Genomic DNA, 17,393 nt, shown 5'->3' with positions numbered 1-17,393 from the left:
CTGTATTATTTAGAAATCAAAGTTGTCAGGGTCGGGACCTACTCGTCTATTTTCATTTAAGCTGCTGATTTTGTCCATATCTTCTGAAGAAAGTTCAAAGTCAAATACATCAGCATTTTCAATGATGCGATGTTCTTTTACTGACTTTGGAATAGTAACAATTCCGTTCTGAAGATCCCACCTTAAGATAACCTGTGCAACCGATTTTCCGTACTTTTGGGCAATTTCCTTCAATACTGCGTTTTCAAGAAGCTCTCCCTGTGCGAGTGGTGACCATGCTTCTATCTGAATTCCCTGATTTCTGCAGAAGTCTCTAAGCTCAGACTGGCTGAGTAAAGGATGAAGCTCCACCTGATTGACCATCGGCTTTATCTCGGCATCCTTCATTAGATCTTCCAGGTGATGAATCTGGAAGTTGCTCACACCAATTGCTTTTACTTTCTTCTCTTTATAAAGAGTTTCGAGTGCTTTCCATGTTTCTTTATACTTCCCTTTCACAGGCCAGTGAATCAGGTAAAGGTCAATATAATCGAGACCAAGCTTTTCAAGACTGGTTTCGAATGCCTTGATTGCAGAATCATAGCCCTGGTCAGAATTCCAGACTTTCGTTGTAATAAATAGCTCTTCCCGAGGTATGCCTGCTTCCTTGATTGCCTGGCCTACACCTTCTTCATTCTGATAGACTGCTGCCGTATCAATGCTTTTATATCCTGCTTTCAGGGCTGATTTAACTGAATGGACAACTTCGTCCCCGTCCTTAACTTTAAAAACACCAAGACCAAGCCAAGGCATTTTGACACCGTTATGTAATGATACAGCTGATTGTAAATTTTCCATTCTTTCACCTCTTTTTAGCAATTGGATTACTGGATAATTTTCTCACATTCTTTTCAGTTATCAAAATTTTATGCTTGAACATGAAAGTTTTGGCGGATGTTTGTCTAAGAATAACTTTATACTGTGATTTATATCACGTTTCAGCTAGAATATCTTCTATATAATGACAATAAAATAATGAATTACAAGCAGGTGAAGAATCATGCACGATTTTAAAACACTTTTTGAAGAAATAGGCGGAACTGAAACAATTGAAAAACTTGTCGAGGCGTTCTATCCGCGTGTGTATGCAGATCCAGTTTTAAGTCCCCTTTTTGAAGGAGACATAGAGGATATTAAGCGAAAGCAAAGGATGTTTCTTACACAATTTCTTGGAGGACCGCCTCTCTATAGCCAGGAGTTTGGCCCGCCGGCAATGAAACAAAGACATCTTCCATTTGAAATTACACCATTAAGAGCGCAAAGATGGCTTGCCTGTATGAAGGAGGCCTTTCAGGAAACAGGGCTTGAACAAAATCCTGCATCTGTCCTTTTCTATGATCGATTAATGCAGGTTGCAGCGATTATGGTAAACAGCCCAGAATGAAACTGGACCTTCCTTCCAGAAGGTCCAGTGTTCATTAAAGTGATTCAAAATATTCTTTTGCATGCTCTGCCGACTGAAACATTTTTACTTCCGTAACTTCTTTTTCGTCATATGCCACTCCTAAAAATCCATCAGCAAGCTGAAGAATATCTGCAGATGAGGTATTTTCATCTTCAACGACCACTGTTTCTTCCATTTCCAGCTGACCCTTTTCAGCCCATGACTGTACTTCGGCAGAGTACGTATCAATATTCATACCCTCATCAATCCGGTCATCCAGCTCGGCAATAGAGAGCGGCTTCTTTTCACCTTTTGTGTTTGTGGCTTCATTGTATTCCTGGCTGCTGTTTTCCTTTTTAGCAGTTTCATCTTTTTTCTCTTCTCCCTCACTGCAGGCTGTCAGCATCATGCATGCAGTAAAAGCAAGCATCGATTTATGCATTCTGTTTCATCTCCTTCTTTATTTTGTAAGCTAGTATTCTATTACCCCAATTATTGGGTGGCACACATAAAAAATGAAGCATCCCCTCTAAAAAGATGCTTCACTGCTATTTTTTCCTGAGTTCATCTCTATCAAGTGATTGAGGCGGGTTTTCCAGCCAGCCGTTGTCAATCATCATTTTGGCTCCGTCGTCTGCGAAACTGCCGACTTTGATCATCATTTTAGCATACTGGATAGCCAAATCTTTTCTAACGCTTGCACCGATCGCTATTCCAAAGTCCATTACCCCGACTGCAGTTATACTTGCGATCAGAAACATCATTAATTTATCCGAAAAAGGTGAGATCGTTGAGTCTGTAATGGACCCATCCCATGTGCTGGGATAGGCTACATCGTCATTTTTTAAGACATTGAGAAAATATTCAACATGCTCCAGGCTCATGTCATAGCCTTTTTTGAAATAATTGCTTATCATTTTTTCTTTAGCTACCTGGCTGAATGCTAAAAGCATAGTTTTGGCAATATTGGATAACTCGATATTCGTTCCCAGATGGGCAATTTCGATAGCCAGCAGCTGACGTTTTTTGCCTGCAATCCCGCCAAGGAAACTATGGTCTGATACATACTTTACCTTTTTAGGATATTCAATATAGGGTGATCGAATGAAGATCCCCTTTTCCTGCATAGCCTCAGCTGCCATATCAAAGAGTTTTTCGGTTTGTTCATAGTATTTCTTAAACATGCTGCGAACGTCTTCTCTTGCAGAAACTGATTTAGCAAGTAAATAGGCATTCAATCCGGTTCTTCCCAGATGGTGCATGAATCTTAGATAGGTTATGTCTGAAAATAACTTGGGAGCGTCAATGTGCAGGTCTTGCTCATTAAATCCATCAGGGATGGGAAATTCCTCTGTCTTAAAGAGTGAGGCAATATCGTCTATGTGATCCTTCGCGATAGTCAGTGCGTAGTTCAATACCGGAAGCACATCCGGATCTTCATTTGTTTTTATATAGTGCTTTATGCAGCAGACTGCTGCTGTATCTGCTACATAGGTATTCCAGAGCATGGCCATTTCAGACGATATTAATTTAGGGATACTGCTGCCGTTCATATACTCACCAGCCATTTAGTAAAATTATATTTATATACTATATACGTTATATTAGCCGTTTTATATTAAATTTATTCAAAAATATGGAAATTCTATTCCGATATTCTTTTCGTTATACAGAAAAAGAACCAGCCGGAAGGCCAGTTCTGTTAAATTAATTTAACCTCAGTTCTCCTGATTTTTGGAACCCCTCTGTATGATAGGCATCAACTTTTTGAGGTGAAATGCTATAAATGTAATCACCTATATAGATAAGCCTCTCGATTGCATCTTCCCATTCTTCATAGATTGCTTCTTCTGTCTGATGGGTAATTTCACTTTGGAGCTCTATTCCGTTTTGGACAGTAATTTTGTATACTAACGCACCCTGGAAGTCGAATGTGGATTCAAACTGGCTTCCTTCTTTATTCTGGTAGATCGAAATGGGGAAACCATATAGATTTTTCTTTTTATCAACGAGAAGCGCTTTATGGTCGTAGTTTAAAGGCGAGTAGGTGCCGCGTCCTCCGATTATTTCTGTATCCTTTTCAACAGGATTACTTGTATCACTTACATCAAATAAAGATATTTTAACACCGTCCGTTGTAATAACAGGCTGGCTGCCAGCTCCTTTGCCTCCAGTAATCTTTGTATCATGACCAAAACCAATGAGATGATTTTTATCCAAAGGGTGCAGATAATTGCTGAAGCCGGGAATTTTTAATTCACCGAGAACACAAGGTTTTTCAGGATTTGAGCCATCAATAACAAAGAGAGGATCGGTTTCCTTAAAAGTAACCATATAAATCCGGTCATTCATAAACCTTGCGGAGTAAATCCTCTCCCCTTTTGCCAGGTCTTCAAGCTGGCCAATCTGTTTTAAATTTTTATCCAAAATGTAAAGGCTATTGGATGAAGGAGTCCGTTCATCCCAGGCTTCCCCTTTGGTTGTCACGACTCTGAAGTTCCCATTGTATTCATCCATTGAAAACTGATTTAAAACGGTGCCTTTTATTTCCGCAGATGTCTGGAATTCTACTTCTCCGTCTTTTATATTGAACTTAAAGATGCTCGTATCCGGATGTGGCATCTGTCTGTCGGCAATGATTTCATTATTGTATTGGGTGGCAGCTAAATATAAATTGTTTTGGGACATATAAAATTCATTTCCGCTGCCTAAGTAGCTTGTGACAGCTAATGGCTTCCTGCCGGCATTTAAATCCAATACAGCTATATTAATATAATTTGCATTTTGAGAACCGGGAAAATATTTTATTTCATTGTAATCAACGATTTGCTGCTCTTTACTCCCGGCAGTATCGTAATAACGGGGACGCAAATCGGCATTTTCATTTCTTTCCAGTATCCAATATTCGGGATGATAGCTTGTAATTAAATATACTTTTCCATCCATTAGCCTCGAAGCAAGCAGGCTGCCCTCAATGTCTGCTTCTCTAATTTGTTTTGGTTTTTGTTTGTTTTCGACATTATAAACAATTGTTTTGACCGATTGAAATGCAGGTGCAATCTTTTTTTCCGAAGACTCCTTCCCAATGGATCCAGGTATATCTTTATAGCTGTGACCCAAAATGATTAATTGGGTGCCTTCTATAAATAACTGATAGGGAGAAAAGTCTCCATTAAAAGTTAATTGAGATTCCAGTTCCATTTTATCTGCCGGAACTGCCTTGATAATCTGGACTTTATTTTCGGAGATTTTGTATATGTGCGTTCCATCTGTTTTTATCAGATCGGCTTCATCAATACCCGATACTTGCACATTTGTCCCCGAAAAATCTGTCCCTGCAGAATCTTCTGAGCTCTTTGCACTGCTGCTCTCCTCGCTTACCGCCATATCCCTTCCGGAAAAGAAAGTCCTTTCTTCCTTAAGCATTCTTGAAAAATAACTGTTCAATTCTTCTCTTGAGCCGATTGCCGGCAATGTATTAATAACTTTAAAGGCTGTTTTTACTGATTGATTCAGATTTTGTCCTCTCTTTGTTTTAATATCATTTGTGATCACCAATGTATAATGAGGTGAATGCACATTATATCCTTTCTCTGGCGGCTGAATTTCAATGGATTTATTATTGTTTTCCAGTGAGATTCTTACCTGCTCTTTTTCTCCCTCCTCATTCAGAATATAAACAGAGCTATTGTTAACACTATCCGGATTAAGTTCTTTAGAGATCGCAATCTCCCACACTTTATTGTTTAAAACAACTAATTCTTCATTAGTTCCTGCCAGAGTACTCACAATTTTTAATCTGTTAAAGAATGAAAAAGATACAAGTGTTATAAGGATTAATGTGATACAACCAAGAAAAAGCCATTTATTTTTCATAACAGACACCCCTTTTTAAGTAAGTTGACGCACTGCCTCTTCCAATAGTTACAAATTTTTCAAGAAATTTTTTTCTGAAATTAGTGAATTTTCTTGATGGCAGAGTTAAAATTTTATTTATTAAATAGAGGAAGAAGGTTTTCATTATTGCTGGATGAGAGAAACAAAACAAACGGCTTTCTATTGCTGATATTAGCTAATATGATATGGGGAGGTAATTTTGTTATAGGGAGAATTGGTGTTGATTATTTTCCGCCGGTCCTTTTTTCCCTTATGCGCTGGATCATTGCCTTTTTGCTTTTAACTCCTTTTTTGATAAGGCAGCTTAAAAATGATTGGAGTGTTATAAGGAAGCATATGAAGATCCTTTTGCTCTTGGCTGTGACCGGTATTGCCGGTTACAATACAATCATTTATGTTGCACTGCAATACACCACATCTATAAATGCTTCAGTCGTAAATAGTACAACTCCGCTTTTTATCGCCATTTTGGCCGTGTTTTTATTAAGAGAAAAGCTTCTGGCCCACCAGGCAGCTGGAATTATCCTGTCAGTCTTTGGGATTATATTTGTCATTTCAAAGGGATCGTTTGAGGTGTTTCTTTCATGGAAAATAAATGGCGGGGATCTTTACGTTTTGGCAGCGGTTTTTATGTGGGCTATTTATTCTGTGATTGGCAAAAAATATGCAGACGTGCTGCCTTTGCTATCTGCTTTTTATGTATCTGTTTTTCTTGGCATTTTACTATTGGCGCCCTTAAGCCTGGTTGAATACTTTTTGCTGCAAGCAGCAAAACCTGTCTTCACCCTTCACTCTATAGGGATCTTGCTGTATGTTGGGTTTCTGGCTTCCATTATGGCTTTTCTATCATGGAATTTTGGAGTTCACATAATCGGAGCAGCCAAAGCGGGGGTTTTTCTCAATCTGCTTCCTGTTTTCGCTATTATCTTCGCCTTGTGTTTTACACAGGAAAAATTGTATTTATATCAGATAGTTGGCGGGGGCATTGTAATTGTCGGCGTAGTCCTGTCTTCCAGGAAATCTATGCGATCTAAGAGTCATTCGCAAGAAGATCCGTTTTCAGCATAAAAACTCCCCTCAGCTCTGGCTGAGGGGAGTTTTCTTTTATATATCACCAATCCTGGGTACGCTCTAATAAATGATCAATTTCCACCTGTCTGATCATATAGCCAAGATCTTCTTCGGCAATCTCAGATGTGGATTCCAATAGCTGATCAATATCCATTTGCACCAATCTCATAACCAGACCTCCATTTTAACAAAGTAATCATAATCTATAATCTCTTTCCTGCTATACTATTCGCTGTTCATATGACAGGTATGGGGGCAGCCGAGAATTATTATAAATATTTAATACCCGATTTTCTGAGAGAGTAATCCTTTATGCAAAAATCAGGTTGAATGAATATTCATTTTTATTCACAGCTCAGCTGGCAGGTTAATAGTATATAGTGAGTTTTAAAAAATCGTAACAGGGTATAGAGTCATAAAATACATTGCTGTTTGAAGGTGTCTATTATGAAATCTAACTTTAGTGATTTTGCAAAGCTATTGGAATCTGCTCTTGATAAAGGGCAAACAGATACAGACATGACTATTCATGAATTGCTTGATGATATAAAAAATCAGCTTGAACCTTTAATAAACAAAAAGGAAATCGACTAATGCGCCGATTTCCTTTTTGTTTTGCTTTATTTTGCAATAAACATTTGTGTCCAATAAGATCCCTCATCCGTATATCCTACACCAATATGTGTAAAGGTGCCGTTTAAAATATTTTTCCGATGCCCTTCACTTTCCATCCATGCCTGCACCACTTGTTCAGGAGACTGCTGACCCATGGCAATATTTTCGCCTGCGGTGCTGTAATTGACCCCAAAATCCCTCATCATATCAAATGGCGAACCATAAGTGGGACTTGTATGGGAAAAGTAATTTTTCTTCTGCATATCATTTGATTTTGCCTGTGCCACACCGCTTAGCGGTTTATCTGATTTTAGTGCATTAAGCCCATTTTTCTTCCGTTCTGCATTTGTTAACTGGATTACTTTAGATTCAAAGTTATTTATGTCATCATTTTGAGCAGCTGGTGTCTGTTCACCTTGTCCTTGAGGCGCCTGTTCAGTCCCTTCCTGTGTAGGGTTTTCTGCAGGTGCTTGGGGCTGCTGACCCTCTTGGCTAAACGGCTGAGCAAATTGACGCCCTTCAGTTTGTCCGCCTTCCATTCCCTGATTTTGCTGTTGGCCCTCTCCAAATTGGTACAACGGCATACCGCCATCATCAGCTAATTGACTATGAGGGAATTCCTGGCTTGGTGTTGCAGTACTATATGAATTAGGATCAATAGTGAGGTACCCATTATTTACTTTTTGTAACTCAAGCGGAGCTGTTCCCCGTCTTTCTCTGTCCACATTCACATTATTGGTATTGCTAATTTCCTTCAGGTCATCACCGGTTAATTCCCCAGTATCCATGCCCTGCTGATTATTATTACATGCAGCAAGCGTTAGAATAAGGAAAATACCAATAAAAAAGTTTTTCTTTAATAACATGGTCTTATTCTCCTTTAAAAAGTGTAAGTTTTACTCTTTTATCATACGGAGAAGGACGAAAAGTATAGGTGGAAAAATTGAGCAGTCATTTAGAGGACACTTTAAAAGGCTTTGCATAGTTTATTTATAAAAGATGAGAAGGAGGATTCTCTTTGAGGCAATATGTTATTACCGGCATGAATGGTGCCCATTATTACGGATATTCCCAGACGCAGTATGGTCCCTGGTGTCAGCCTATTCAACAAGGATATCCCTATCACAGCATTTGGCATCCGAGTCACTATCATTCCCTGCACTATACTGCTGCGCCGCTGCAGAGATATTTCTAAATATAAAAAACGCATGCCGGCAGATGACATGCGTTTTTTTATCTGATTATATAACTTGATCAGCTATTTTTTGAATCGCTGTAATGGCTTGTTCAAGCTGGTTTCTGTTCACATCATAGTGCGTAACAAAACGTACATAACTAGGTCCAAAAGTTCCTGACAGAACGCCTTCCGCCTTTAGTTTTTCAACAAATTCCGAAGAATTGGTCTTAAGTTTTTTTACATCTGCCACAATGATATTCGTATCCACCTGGTTTACAATTTCAATGCCTTTAATTTGGCCAAGCTGCTGTGCAAGATATTGGGCATTTTCATGGTCCTCTGCCAGGCGTTCTCTCATTTGTGTTAATGCAATAAGGCCTGGAGCAGCCAGGATGCCAGCCTGGCGGAGTCCCCCGCCAAGTCTTTTGCGCCATTTTCTGGCGGCTGTTATGAAATCTCTATTTCCTGCCAGTATGGATCCCACGGGAGCACCAAGCCCTTTGGACAGGCATACCTGGACTGTGTCGCAATGCTTAGCAAATTCGGACGCCGGGAGATTCAATGCTGCTGCGGCATTGAATAATCTTGCTCCATCTATATGTACAGGGACATTATTTGCTTTTGCGATTTTATGAATTTCTTTCATATTATCGGTGGGAATTACAGCACCGCCGGCTCGATTATGCGTATTTTCCAGACAAATCAAGCCGGTCTCAGGAAAATGCTGATCCTCTCCCCTAATGGCATACTCCACATCAGAAGGATTCATGGCCCCTCTTGTTCCATTTAACGTTCTCGTCTGGACACCGGCAAATGCAGAAGAAGCTCCGCTTTCATAATAAAAAATATGGCTTTCTGCTTCGAGGATAATTTCATTGCCAGGGCGGCAATGTGTTAAAATGGCGATCTGGTTTCCCTGTGTGCCGCTCGTTACAAAAAGAGCCGCTTCCTTTCCAAGCACTTCAGCAGCTGTTTCCTCCAGTTGATTTATGGAAGGATCCTCCCCATAAACATCATCTCCAACGTCGGCTTCATAAGCCGCTTTTCTCATAGCTTCAGTCGGCTTTGTGACTGTATCGCTTCTTAAATCAATCATTTCCTCACCCTGTCTCTATCTATTTTTACTTCATGTTACTGTACTATTCTGTATTTTTCAATTAATAAAAAGAGCCATTGCAGGCTCTTGATAATTTTTTTACAATCTATATAAATATGCCGGTCCGTTTTTTAGTTGATAATGCCGTTTCCGGCTATATCCACTTTAACTTTTACGTTTATTGGCAGATTTGGGTATACATCGTCCTTCCATTTTATTGATTCCCATACAGAAGGGTGCATGGCAATGAGTCTTCTCCCGATACCCAGACCATCACAATTTGCAGCCTGCATTTTTTTTATTGTTCTGTTCGCATCCTTAGTCAGCTCTTGAGATAATTTTTTAATTAATTCTTTAATTTTATCCTGCTTATCCAGCTTATTCTGGGGAAACTCTGAAATATTAATTTTCATTTTTACTTTTATATCCGCACCCTGTATTGAATTGTTGCTGATTTGAAGCTTTAATTTGCTTGAAGACTTTATTACATCGAATGATATAAAGTTTAAATGCCCTATTTCTTCATTTTTTGTCGCTTTTTTTGTGAATCTCATGGTTTTCCCTAATTGATTATCCATAAGGATATACATTTTTGACTCATCTTCCCCAAGACTTTCACCGGTAAATGACCTTTCGTTGAACATGGCAAGTCCTTTAACTTGGACTTCATTATCCGAGGTCAGGCCGAGATATGGCAAGAGGAAATCTTCGCCGGGATCAAACAGCTCAGCGCAAATCGATTGGATATTTTCTTCTGTGATAAATGATACTATTTCTGTACTTACTATTAAGTTATGTAAATAATCACTAACCTTCCCTTCCTCCTGCAGCCTGCTTTTAAGGATTTCATCTCCTCTTCCTTCAGCAATCGCGATTTTGGCACTTAAGGAGCTTTTGGGATCGCGATAAAAAACGTCAAGAACCGGATATATATCCTGCTTTGCCAGTTCACTGCCAATAATCATTATTCTTAATTTGGAAGCATCAAATTTTTTTGGTGCTTTTTTGTCAATATTTACTCTTCCATCCCTGGGAGTGTTCCCCGTGGCTGTAACATATTCTGAACGGGCTTTTGATGGGGAATCCGGGCTTGTTCCCAGAACTGGTGATGTAACGCCATCACGTATTCTGCCGTCCGGTTCAAGATCAAAGCTTGCGCTCATATAAAGCCTTGCTTCTTTTAATAAGTTCTGATCCCAGCAGCCGGTCAGGAAGATGCTGATCATCAGGAGAAGAAGTATTCTTTTAAAGGTAATCAAAACGGCTGCTGCCCCCTTTTTGTTTTCTCTTGAATACGTAAGAAAAGACCAGCAATAGGAATGGGATTATAATGATAAAAAGTAAACTGACATAAGACATCAGTTGGGATAACTTCTCCGTTAATCCTATAATTGGCTTGATTCCACTGGCGCCAAGGAAAATTACAGCTGCAAAAATATAAACAAAGAAGCGGTTTTTCCCCTTAGGGATCAGTTTTTTTGCACTTTTTGCAGACATATAAAGGTAGCTCACAAAAGAAGTGAACACGGAAATAATCCAAATGGACAAAAAGAATAAATCGGTTCGTTCGATGATTTTAAACGAATAGGACTTTAAAATAAATAACATCGGTTCAGGAACGAGCGCAATCTCTTCTGGGCTGTAATAAATAAAGTGGATAATGATCAAATAGGTGTAAAGTAAAGTAATTAGCGCATTGGCACCGGTCATTATACGGTATCTTCGCTTGTGTTCAGCATTTGTCAATGAATAAATAACCAGAACCATCTCAAAGCCAAGCATAGCAATAACAGCTTCCTTGCTTCCCAGTAAAATATCCTTGATGCCTTCTTTACCGATAGGAAAAAGAAAATAAATATTTGCATCCTTTATCGTTTATGAGATTAAAAAGATCAGCAGGAGCAGTAAGGGTGTGACCAATGTATAAAATCGGCCAATGACTCGAATTCCCTCCCTGCAAAGAGCGGCGGCCAAAAAAGAGAACATGCCTCCAATTGCCCAGCTTGGAGTTCTGGGAAGTATCCATGTGGCAATAATTTTGTTAAAGAGCGAAAGGATCATGACTCCAATCAATAAGAAATACAGAAGATATAAGCATATAATAAAGTTTCCGATTATCTTTCCAGCTGTTATTTGGGCGATGTCAAATATATTACGTCCATTAAATTTTTTCAGCAGGAAATAATACATAGTCAGAATGAGCTGAACAAAGACCCCTGCAACCATTAAAGATATCCAGCCGTCTGTCTTTGAAGCCTTATACATCGTGAAGGGAAGAGATAAAACTCCTACTCCAATTTGTGTTTGAATAATGATAAAAAAAAGCTGAGGAAGATCGATTGATTCTTTATTCTTCATGCTTCTTCCACCCTCTTGAATCCTTCTGCCTAAAAAGATCAATGGCACCCGAGCTTTGCGGGCGTTTATTCATCATCCAAAGCGGAATCCTGATAAATGTGTCTTTTATTTCCTTTAGACGAAATGGTGCAAACGGGGCAAAATACGGAACGCCAAAAGACTCCAGTCTGCATAGTGCAATTAATATATAGATGATCCCAAACATTAAACCGACAAAGCCCATTATGGAAGCGAGAATCATCAGAGGGAAACGAAGGAGCCGGACGGTAGTGCTCATTTCATTTGACGGTACCACAAAAGAGGAAACCGCAGTTAAAGCAACCACAACAATCATAATATTTGAAATGAGCCCCGCATTGACAACCGCATCGCCAATGACAAGTCCCCCTACTATTCCAATCGTTTGCCCAATCGGCCTTGGCAGACGTATTCCTGCTTCACGAATTAATTCAATGGTCAGTTCCATCATGAACGCTTCCAATAATGGCGGATACGGTATTCCCTCAACTGAATTTTTCAGCGGAATCACTAATTCATGGGGAATTACCTCAAGATGGAAGGCATTAATGGCGATATAAATCCCCGGAAGTGTAATGGCTATGATAAAACTTAGAAACCGGAGAACACGGATAAATGTTGCCGGTATCCATCTGCTATTGTAATCGTCAGGTGACTGATAGAAAGTAACGAACGTGGCAGGCATTATTAAAGCTGTAGGGGTGCCCTCAGCCATTAAGATAATCCTGCCTTCCGTTAAGTTTGCCATTACACGATCCGGGCGTTCTGTATTAAGGATTTGCGGGAATATGCTGAATGAATTGTCCTCAATAAACTCTTCAATATAACCGGGACTGATAATCATATCTGTTTTAACAAATGAAAGTCTTCTCTCAATCTCTTTGACAATATCCTCATTTGCAATTCCTTTCAGGTATACTAAGGAAATTTTCGTTTTTGACTTAGTCCCGATGTCCATATATCTGACAGTTAAATCCGGGCTTTCGATGCGGTTGCGGATCAGAAATATATTGGTCTGCAGGTTTTCTATAAAACCATCATGCGACCCTCTTACCACAACTTCATTTACAGGCTCCTGAATCGTTCTTTCCAGCTCTTTCGGGAAGCTTGCCATATAAATTTTCTGTGAATCAGGAAGGCAGACCGCAAAGCTCCCTTTTAACAATAAACTGATGATTTCTTCTTGATTTTTTGTCTCCTTGCCGTTGAGAGAAATCAAAAACTCTTCAATGTGTTCCCCTTTTAAGTTGGATAGGGGCACAAATACAAGCTCATTAAATTTCTCCTTTGAAACAACAGATTCAAGGAAAAATATCATGATTTTCTGGTCATTAACTTGAATGCTCCATTCCCTGAAATCCTGTGTTTCTTCGAATTTGCCCACAAAAGATAATAGCGGCTGCTGCATAGATTGATCCGTATTTTTATTGAGTTTGCGGATTTTATTGATTTTCAGGCTGCGAAAGTTCATCTTGCTGCACCACGATTCGGATTTTTTTTGTATTTTCTCCTTCATTATCGAAAAAATCCCTTGGGAAAAATTAACTGAAATAAAGTTCATAAGTTGTTCAAAAGTTTATTATGGTGTTAAAACGTTGTCGTAATGCTATTTGCAGAAAATGAATTCATGTCCAAGCGCTTTACATTTTTTTCCTTCTAAGTTTTGTCACAACTTTTCATAATTGCTTATGTTAATATCATTTACACAGTGATAACTAAGTTAAATAAGTGTTTCAAGGATGTGCAATTTTCCCATCTATATATTTTTTTGGTATCTTTGTGAAAATACGCACATTATTTGTGAATTATTTAACAATAGTTTTTGTTTAAAGGAGATGAAACATCAGATGAAGAAAATGCTGCTCTCTTTAACAGCTATATTGCCGATGCTTATTCTCAGCGGCTGTAATATGGTTGTGTTTGAACCGCAGGGGCCAGTTGCAAGAAGTATTACCGAATTAATTAACTGGTCCCTGATCTGGATGCTTCTTGTTGTAGTAGTCGTATTTGGATTATTCGGCTACATCGTCTGGAAATATCGTGAGAAACCAGAAAATAAGGATTATGAACCGCCTGAGGAACATGGAAGCACACTCCTTGAAATTATCTGGACCGGGATCCCGATCTTAATTGTCATTGCGTTAACGATCCCGACCGTAAAAACACTTTATGCTCTCGAAGAAGCACCAAAAGGCTATGAAGAAAAAGAGCCCATTACTATACATGTAACCTCTGCAGACTGGAAATGGATATTCAGTTATCCAGAAGAAGGAATTGAGACGGTGAACTATGTCAATATTCCTGAAGATAGGCCTGTGCTGTTCAAAATGACTTCTGCAAGCACCATGCAATCGTTCTGGGTGCCTGCACTTGGCGGACAAAAGTACACCATGCCGAAAATGGAAACAGAATTATATCTTGTTGCAGACAACCCTGGATCTTATGAAGGCCAGAATACGAACTTTAACGGCCGCGGCTATGCGGATATGAAATTTGAAGTGCTCGCTCAAACCCAGGAAGATTTTGACCAATGGGTTGAAGATGTTAAGGATACAGCGCCTAAATTGACAGAGAAAGAATATGTAGGGCTGCTGAAGCCTACTCATTTAGGAAGGCTGACCTATTCAAATACTCATTTGGAATGGGTGAATCATGCCGATCCTGACTCTAAGGCATATACAAATCCTGAACTCTACAGAGGTCATGGATATCAGGGTAAGACTTTCGAAGAAGACGATAATTATAAAAATAAGAAACCGAATGTAATTGAAGGTCATGGCGAAGATAAGGGCCATGATGAGAGTGAAGAAAACCATGGAGGTGACCATCATGGGCATTAAATGGGATGAGTTTTTTATTACGGGAGATCCCCTTATACTAGGTTCCCAGATTGCCATTTTGCTGACAATGATCGGTGCAGTGGCAGGGATTACCTATTTGAAAAAATGGAAATACCTGTGGACAGAATGGCTGACTACAGTTGATCATAAAAAAATCGGTATTATGTATATTATCTCCGCTGTATTAATGTTTTTCCGCGGCGGGATGGACGGGTTGCTGATGAAAGCTCAGACATCACGTCCCGAAATGGAATTCCTGAATTCCCAGCATTACAACGAAATTTTCACAACACACGGCGTGATTATGATTCTTTTCATGGCGATGCCGTTTTTGATTGGTTTAATGAACGTTGTCATTCCGCTGCAGATCGGTGCGCGTGACGTTGCCTTCCCTCAGCTGAATGCTCTAAGCTTCTGGCTGTTCTTCAGCGGAGCTATGCTATTCAATATTTCCTTCGTTATCGGAGGGTCACCTGATGCTGGCTGGACTTCCTACTTCCCTCTTGCAGGCAAGGAATTCAGTCCAGGCATTGGCAATAACTATTATGCAGTTGCCCTTCAGATTGCCGGTATCGGTACATTAATGACGGGTATAAACTTTATCGTCACGATTTTGAAAATGAGAACAAAAGGCATGACACTGATGAAAATGCCGATGTTCACGTGGACTACTTTCGTAACATCCATTTTGATTGTGGCTGCCTTCCCTATTTTCACAGTCGCATTGGCATTAATGACGTTTGACCGTCTATATGGAACACACTTCTTTACCGTATCCGGCGGAGGCATGGATATGCTTTGGGCTAACCTGTTCTGGCTATGGGGCCACCCTGAGGTATATATTGTTGCCCTTCCTGCTTTCGGGATTTTCTCAGAAGTCATTGCAACTTTTTCAAGAAAATCATTGTTTGGATATAAATCGATGGTATTTTCCATCCTTGGAATTGCGCTATTAAGTATGGTTGTATGGGTTCACCATTTCTATACAATGGGTTCAGGACCTGCAGTTAACTCATTCTTTTCCATCACGACGATGGCGATTGCCATACCGACTGGAGTTAAGATGTTCAACTGGCTGTTTACGATGCGTAAAGGCCGCATAAAAATTACGTCTGCAATGCTTTGGGCACTTGCATTCGTTCCTTGCTTTGTCATCGGCGGGGTAACAGGCGTTATGCTGGCAATGGGTGCAGCGGATTATCAGTATCACAATACCTTATTCCTGGTTGCCCACTTCCACTATGTATTAATTCCGGGTGTCGTGTTTGCAGTATTTGCCGGTCTTTACTACTGGTGGCCAAAAATGTTCGGCTTCATGCTGAATGAAAAAATCGGAAAATGGCATTTCTGGCTATTCGTTATCGGCTTTAATGTAACATTCATGCCTATGTTCTTCCTTGGATTAAACGGAGCTGTACGACGTGCATACACATACTCTGCCGAGTCAGGTTTTGCACCTCTATTCATGCTTTCGGCCATTGGTTCAATTGTTCTCGCTGCCGGATTCGCTGTCTTCTGCTACAACATATACTGGAGCATCCGCTATGCGGACAGAAACATCTCAAGCGATCCATGGGATGCAAGAACTCTGGAATGGTCTACTGCATCACCTGTTCAGTTCTATAACTTTGCGAAGCTGCCGGAAGTGAAATCTCTTGATCCATTCTGGCACATGAAGAAAAAGAATGAAGGTTTAACATTGCATGACAGTGAAATTGAAGAAATTCATATGCCAAGCAACTCATGGGTACCGATTTATATGGGTGTTATCTTTGGCATCGCAGGTTTCTTCCTTGTGTTTGAATGGCACATCGCGGCTGCTGTTGCCGGTATCGGCATCTTTGCCGGATTGATTATCCGTTCATTCGATTACAACGAAGGATTCCATGTTTCAAAAGAAGAAATTCACCGAATTGAAAACGCGTGGAGAAAAACAGAAGGAGAGGTGCACGATCATGTCAGCTAAAGTGGATACGTCTCTGCCGCTTGAATATCAAACTGAGCAGGACCGCATGAATATTCTCGGCTTCTGGGTTTTCCTTGGCGCTGAAATCGTCCTGTTCGCCACTCTGTTCGGAGTATATGGAGTTTTATATGAACGCTTTGCAGGAGGGCCAACACATAAAGATATCTTTGTCATCAAGGATGTCATGATTCAGACAGTCCTCCTTCTGACAAGTAGCTTTACAATGGGTATTGCCATTTTTGAAATGCGCCGGCATAACCTTAAAGGGCTAATCACCTGGCTGGTGATTACCCTCGCTCTTGGCGCAGGCTTCCTTTTCATGGAGATTAATGAATTCGTCCATTATGCCCATGAGGGTGCAACTATGCAGACAAGCGCATTCCTTTCCAGCTTATTTGTTTTGCTGGGGACACACGGAGCTCACGTAACTTTGGGCATCGGCTGGGCAACGATGGTCATCATTCAGCTTCTAAAAAGAGGCCTTACCCCTACTACAGCAAGAAAGACGTTTATTATCGGCCTTTACTGGCACTTCCTTGATGTAGTCTGGATCTTTATCTTCACATTTGTGTATCTGAAAGGACTGGTGGCTTAAATGGAACATCATCAATCAAAAAGCTTCCCGATAAGCCATGTCATTGGATTTGTAGTTTCCCTTGTGCTGACTTTTGCAGCAGCAGGAATTGCATTAAAAACGAACCTTTCTTTTAAAGTGATCATGTGGATCATCGGCTCACTGGCTGTCGTTCAGGCAGGGATGCAGCTGTTCATGTTCATGCACTTAAGAGAAGGTGAAGACGGCAAAACGAACCTGGTCAATATGATTTATGCCGTATTTATGGTAATTGTCATTGTAGTTGGTTCTATTTGGGTGTTAACCTCTGGACATGCTTCACATTAAGTTATGAAAGCACAAGTGCCTTGATCACGGC

Annotated in this window: 17 protein-coding genes and 1 pseudogene; 8 read left to right on the top strand and 10 right to left on the bottom strand. The window is 40.1% G+C overall.

Translation table 11 applies throughout. The annotated features are described in order from the left end of the window. Positions 1–9 precede the first annotated feature (9 nt). Positions 10–837, bottom strand: a complete 828-nt coding sequence (locus BK139_RS19975; RefSeq protein WP_076262307.1) for an aldo/keto reductase — start codon at positions 835–837, stop codon at positions 10–12. 202 nt (positions 838–1,039) lie between these two features. Between BK139_RS19975 and BK139_RS19970 the strand changes: the two genes are divergently transcribed. Continuing rightward, entirely contained in the window at positions 1,040–1,423 is a 384-nt protein-coding gene (locus tag BK139_RS19970; RefSeq protein ID WP_076262305.1) for a globin domain-containing protein, read from the top strand. A 34-nt stretch (positions 1,424–1,457) separates the two neighbouring features. On the opposite strand, the gene BK139_RS19965 is transcribed toward BK139_RS19970, so the two are convergent. From BK139_RS19965 to BK139_RS19955, 3 genes are all read right to left on the bottom strand, one after another. Then, positions 1,458–1,865, bottom strand: coding sequence for a hypothetical protein (locus BK139_RS19965; RefSeq protein WP_076262303.1), 408 nt, complete (start codon positions 1,863–1,865; stop codon positions 1,458–1,460). A gap of 106 nt (positions 1,866–1,971) precedes the next feature. After that, positions 1,972–2,976: a DUF3231 family protein gene (locus tag BK139_RS19960; protein WP_076262301.1), complete on the bottom strand. Its 1,005-nt coding sequence runs from the start codon at positions 2,974–2,976 to the stop codon at positions 1,972–1,974. A gap of 154 nt (positions 2,977–3,130) precedes the next feature. Beyond that, on the bottom strand, positions 3,131–5,299 hold the full coding sequence (locus tag BK139_RS19955) for a beta-propeller domain-containing protein (protein WP_076262298.1): 2,169 nt from the start codon (positions 5,297–5,299) through the stop codon (positions 3,131–3,133). Between the two features lie 96 nt (positions 5,300–5,395). On the opposite strand from BK139_RS19955, the gene BK139_RS19950 reads away from it, so the two are divergent. Continuing rightward, complete coding sequence (locus BK139_RS19950) at positions 5,396–6,388, top strand: DMT family transporter (RefSeq protein ID WP_286149066.1); 993 nt, start codon at positions 5,396–5,398, stop codon at positions 6,386–6,388. 43 nt (positions 6,389–6,431) lie between these two features. Here the strand turns inward: BK139_RS19950 and BK139_RS24485 are convergent, their stop codons facing one another. Continuing rightward, on the bottom strand, positions 6,432–6,560 hold the full coding sequence (locus tag BK139_RS24485; RefSeq protein ID WP_258750318.1) for a hypothetical protein: 129 nt from the start codon (positions 6,558–6,560) through the stop codon (positions 6,432–6,434). Positions 6,561–6,838: 278 nt separating this feature from the next. Between BK139_RS24485 and BK139_RS24140 the strand changes: the two genes are divergently transcribed. After that, positions 6,839–6,985 (top strand): YwzD family small protein, encoded by a 147-nt coding sequence (locus BK139_RS24140; RefSeq protein WP_175609164.1) that lies wholly within the window; start codon positions 6,839–6,841, stop codon positions 6,983–6,985. A 26-nt stretch (positions 6,986–7,011) separates the two neighbouring features. Here BK139_RS24140 and BK139_RS19945 read toward each other — a convergent pair whose 3' ends face one another. Then, positions 7,012–7,872 carry a CAP domain-containing protein gene (locus BK139_RS19945; protein ID WP_076262294.1) on the bottom strand — a complete coding sequence of 287 codons (861 nt, stop codon included), beginning with the start codon at positions 7,870–7,872 and terminating at the stop codon, positions 7,012–7,014. Between the two features lie 152 nt (positions 7,873–8,024). Here BK139_RS19945 and BK139_RS24135 point away from each other — a divergent pair, with 152 nt between their 5' ends. After that, complete coding sequence (locus BK139_RS24135) at positions 8,025–8,201, top strand: hypothetical protein (protein ID WP_175609163.1); 177 nt, start codon at positions 8,025–8,027, stop codon at positions 8,199–8,201. A gap of 46 nt (positions 8,202–8,247) precedes the next feature. On the opposite strand, the gene ltaE is transcribed toward BK139_RS24135, so the two are convergent. The 4 genes and pseudogenes from ltaE to BK139_RS19920 form a co-directional block, all read right to left on the bottom strand. Continuing rightward, positions 8,248–9,279 (bottom strand): low-specificity L-threonine aldolase, encoded by a 1,032-nt coding sequence (gene ltaE, locus BK139_RS19940; protein ID WP_076262292.1) that lies wholly within the window; start codon positions 9,277–9,279, stop codon positions 8,248–8,250. A 131-nt stretch (positions 9,280–9,410) separates the two neighbouring features. Further along, positions 9,411–10,538 carry a Ger(x)C family spore germination protein gene (locus tag BK139_RS19935; protein WP_076262290.1) on the bottom strand — a complete coding sequence of 376 codons (1,128 nt, stop codon included), beginning with the start codon at positions 10,536–10,538 and terminating at the stop codon, positions 9,411–9,413. Next, positions 10,525–11,637: pseudogene (locus tag BK139_RS24480) on the bottom strand (GerAB/ArcD/ProY family transporter). Before BK139_RS24480 ends, BK139_RS19935 begins: the two are co-directional and overlap by 14 nt. After that, positions 11,627–13,126: a spore germination protein gene (locus BK139_RS19920; protein WP_076262337.1), complete on the bottom strand. Its 1,500-nt coding sequence runs from the start codon at positions 13,124–13,126 to the stop codon at positions 11,627–11,629. The pseudogene BK139_RS24480 and the gene BK139_RS19920 overlap by 11 nt, the downstream one beginning before the upstream one ends. Before the next feature lie 376 nt (positions 13,127–13,502). Between BK139_RS19920 and qoxA the strand changes: the two genes are divergently transcribed. Genes qoxA through qoxD form a run of 4 tightly spaced genes read left to right on the top strand, consistent with a single transcriptional unit; the run spans position 13,503 to position 17,362 of the window. Further along, positions 13,503–14,495, top strand: coding sequence for a cytochrome aa3 quinol oxidase subunit II (gene qoxA, locus BK139_RS19915; protein WP_076262284.1), 993 nt, complete (start codon positions 13,503–13,505; stop codon positions 14,493–14,495). After that, a complete protein-coding gene (gene qoxB, locus BK139_RS19910) occupies positions 14,485–16,461 on the top strand; it encodes a cytochrome aa3 quinol oxidase subunit I (protein ID WP_076262282.1) in 1,977 nt (658 codons plus the stop codon). Before qoxA ends, qoxB begins: the two co-directional genes overlap by 11 nt. Further along, a complete protein-coding gene (gene qoxC / locus BK139_RS19905) occupies positions 16,451–17,056 on the top strand; it encodes a cytochrome aa3 quinol oxidase subunit III (RefSeq protein ID WP_076262280.1) in 606 nt (201 codons plus the stop codon). Before qoxB ends, qoxC begins: the two co-directional genes overlap by 11 nt. Next, positions 17,057–17,362: a cytochrome aa3 quinol oxidase subunit IV gene (gene qoxD / locus BK139_RS19900; protein WP_076262278.1), complete on the top strand. Its 306-nt coding sequence runs from the start codon at positions 17,057–17,059 to the stop codon at positions 17,360–17,362. Positions 17,363–17,393: the final 31 nt, after the last annotated feature.

The sequence above is a fragment of the Paenibacillus sp. FSL R5-0490 genome (assembly GCF_001956215.1).
Taxonomy (GTDB): Bacteria; Bacillota; Bacilli; order Bacillales; family Cytobacillaceae; genus Cytobacillus.
The sequence above is the reverse complement of the archived record's forward strand: the minus strand, read 5'-3'. Positions and strand labels throughout refer to the sequence as shown.

Bases quoted from the DNA above. Each gene is read 5' to 3' on its own strand.
- qoxC (WP_076262280.1), top strand. From the start codon at position 16,451: ATGTCAGCTAAAGTGGATACGTCTCTGCCGCTTGAATATCAAACTGAG.
- BK139_RS24140 (WP_175609164.1), top strand. From the start codon at position 6,839: ATGAAATCTAACTTTAGTGATTTTGCAAAGCTATTGGAATCTGCTCTT.
- BK139_RS19955 (WP_076262298.1), bottom strand. From the start codon at position 5,299: ATGAAAAATAAATGGCTTTTTCTTGGTTGTATCACATTAATCCTTATA.
- BK139_RS24485 (WP_258750318.1), bottom strand. From the start codon at position 6,560: ATGAGATTGGTGCAAATGGATATTGATCAGCTATTGGAATCCACATCT.
- qoxD (WP_076262278.1), top strand. From the start codon at position 17,057: ATGGAACATCATCAATCAAAAAGCTTCCCGATAAGCCATGTCATTGGA.
- ltaE (WP_076262292.1), bottom strand. From the start codon at position 9,279: ATGATTGATTTAAGAAGCGATACAGTCACAAAGCCGACTGAAGCTATG.
- qoxB (WP_076262282.1), top strand. From the start codon at position 14,485: ATGGGCATTAAATGGGATGAGTTTTTTATTACGGGAGATCCCCTTATA.
- BK139_RS19970 (WP_076262305.1), top strand. From the start codon at position 1,040: ATGCACGATTTTAAAACACTTTTTGAAGAAATAGGCGGAACTGAAACA.
- BK139_RS19960 (WP_076262301.1), bottom strand. From the start codon at position 2,976: ATGAACGGCAGCAGTATCCCTAAATTAATATCGTCTGAAATGGCCATG.
- BK139_RS19950 (WP_286149066.1), top strand. From the start codon at position 5,396: ATGGCAGAGTTAAAATTTTATTTATTAAATAGAGGAAGAAGGTTTTCA.
- BK139_RS19975 (WP_076262307.1), bottom strand. From the start codon at position 837: ATGGAAAATTTACAATCAGCTGTATCATTACATAACGGTGTCAAAATG.
- BK139_RS19965 (WP_076262303.1), bottom strand. From the start codon at position 1,865: ATGCATAAATCGATGCTTGCTTTTACTGCATGCATGATGCTGACAGCC.
- qoxA (WP_076262284.1), top strand. From the start codon at position 13,503: ATGAAGAAAATGCTGCTCTCTTTAACAGCTATATTGCCGATGCTTATT.
- BK139_RS19920 (WP_076262337.1), bottom strand. From the start codon at position 13,126: ATGAACTTTCGCAGCCTGAAAATCAATAAAATCCGCAAACTCAATAAA.
- BK139_RS19945 (WP_076262294.1), bottom strand. From the start codon at position 7,872: ATGTTATTAAAGAAAAACTTTTTTATTGGTATTTTCCTTATTCTAACG.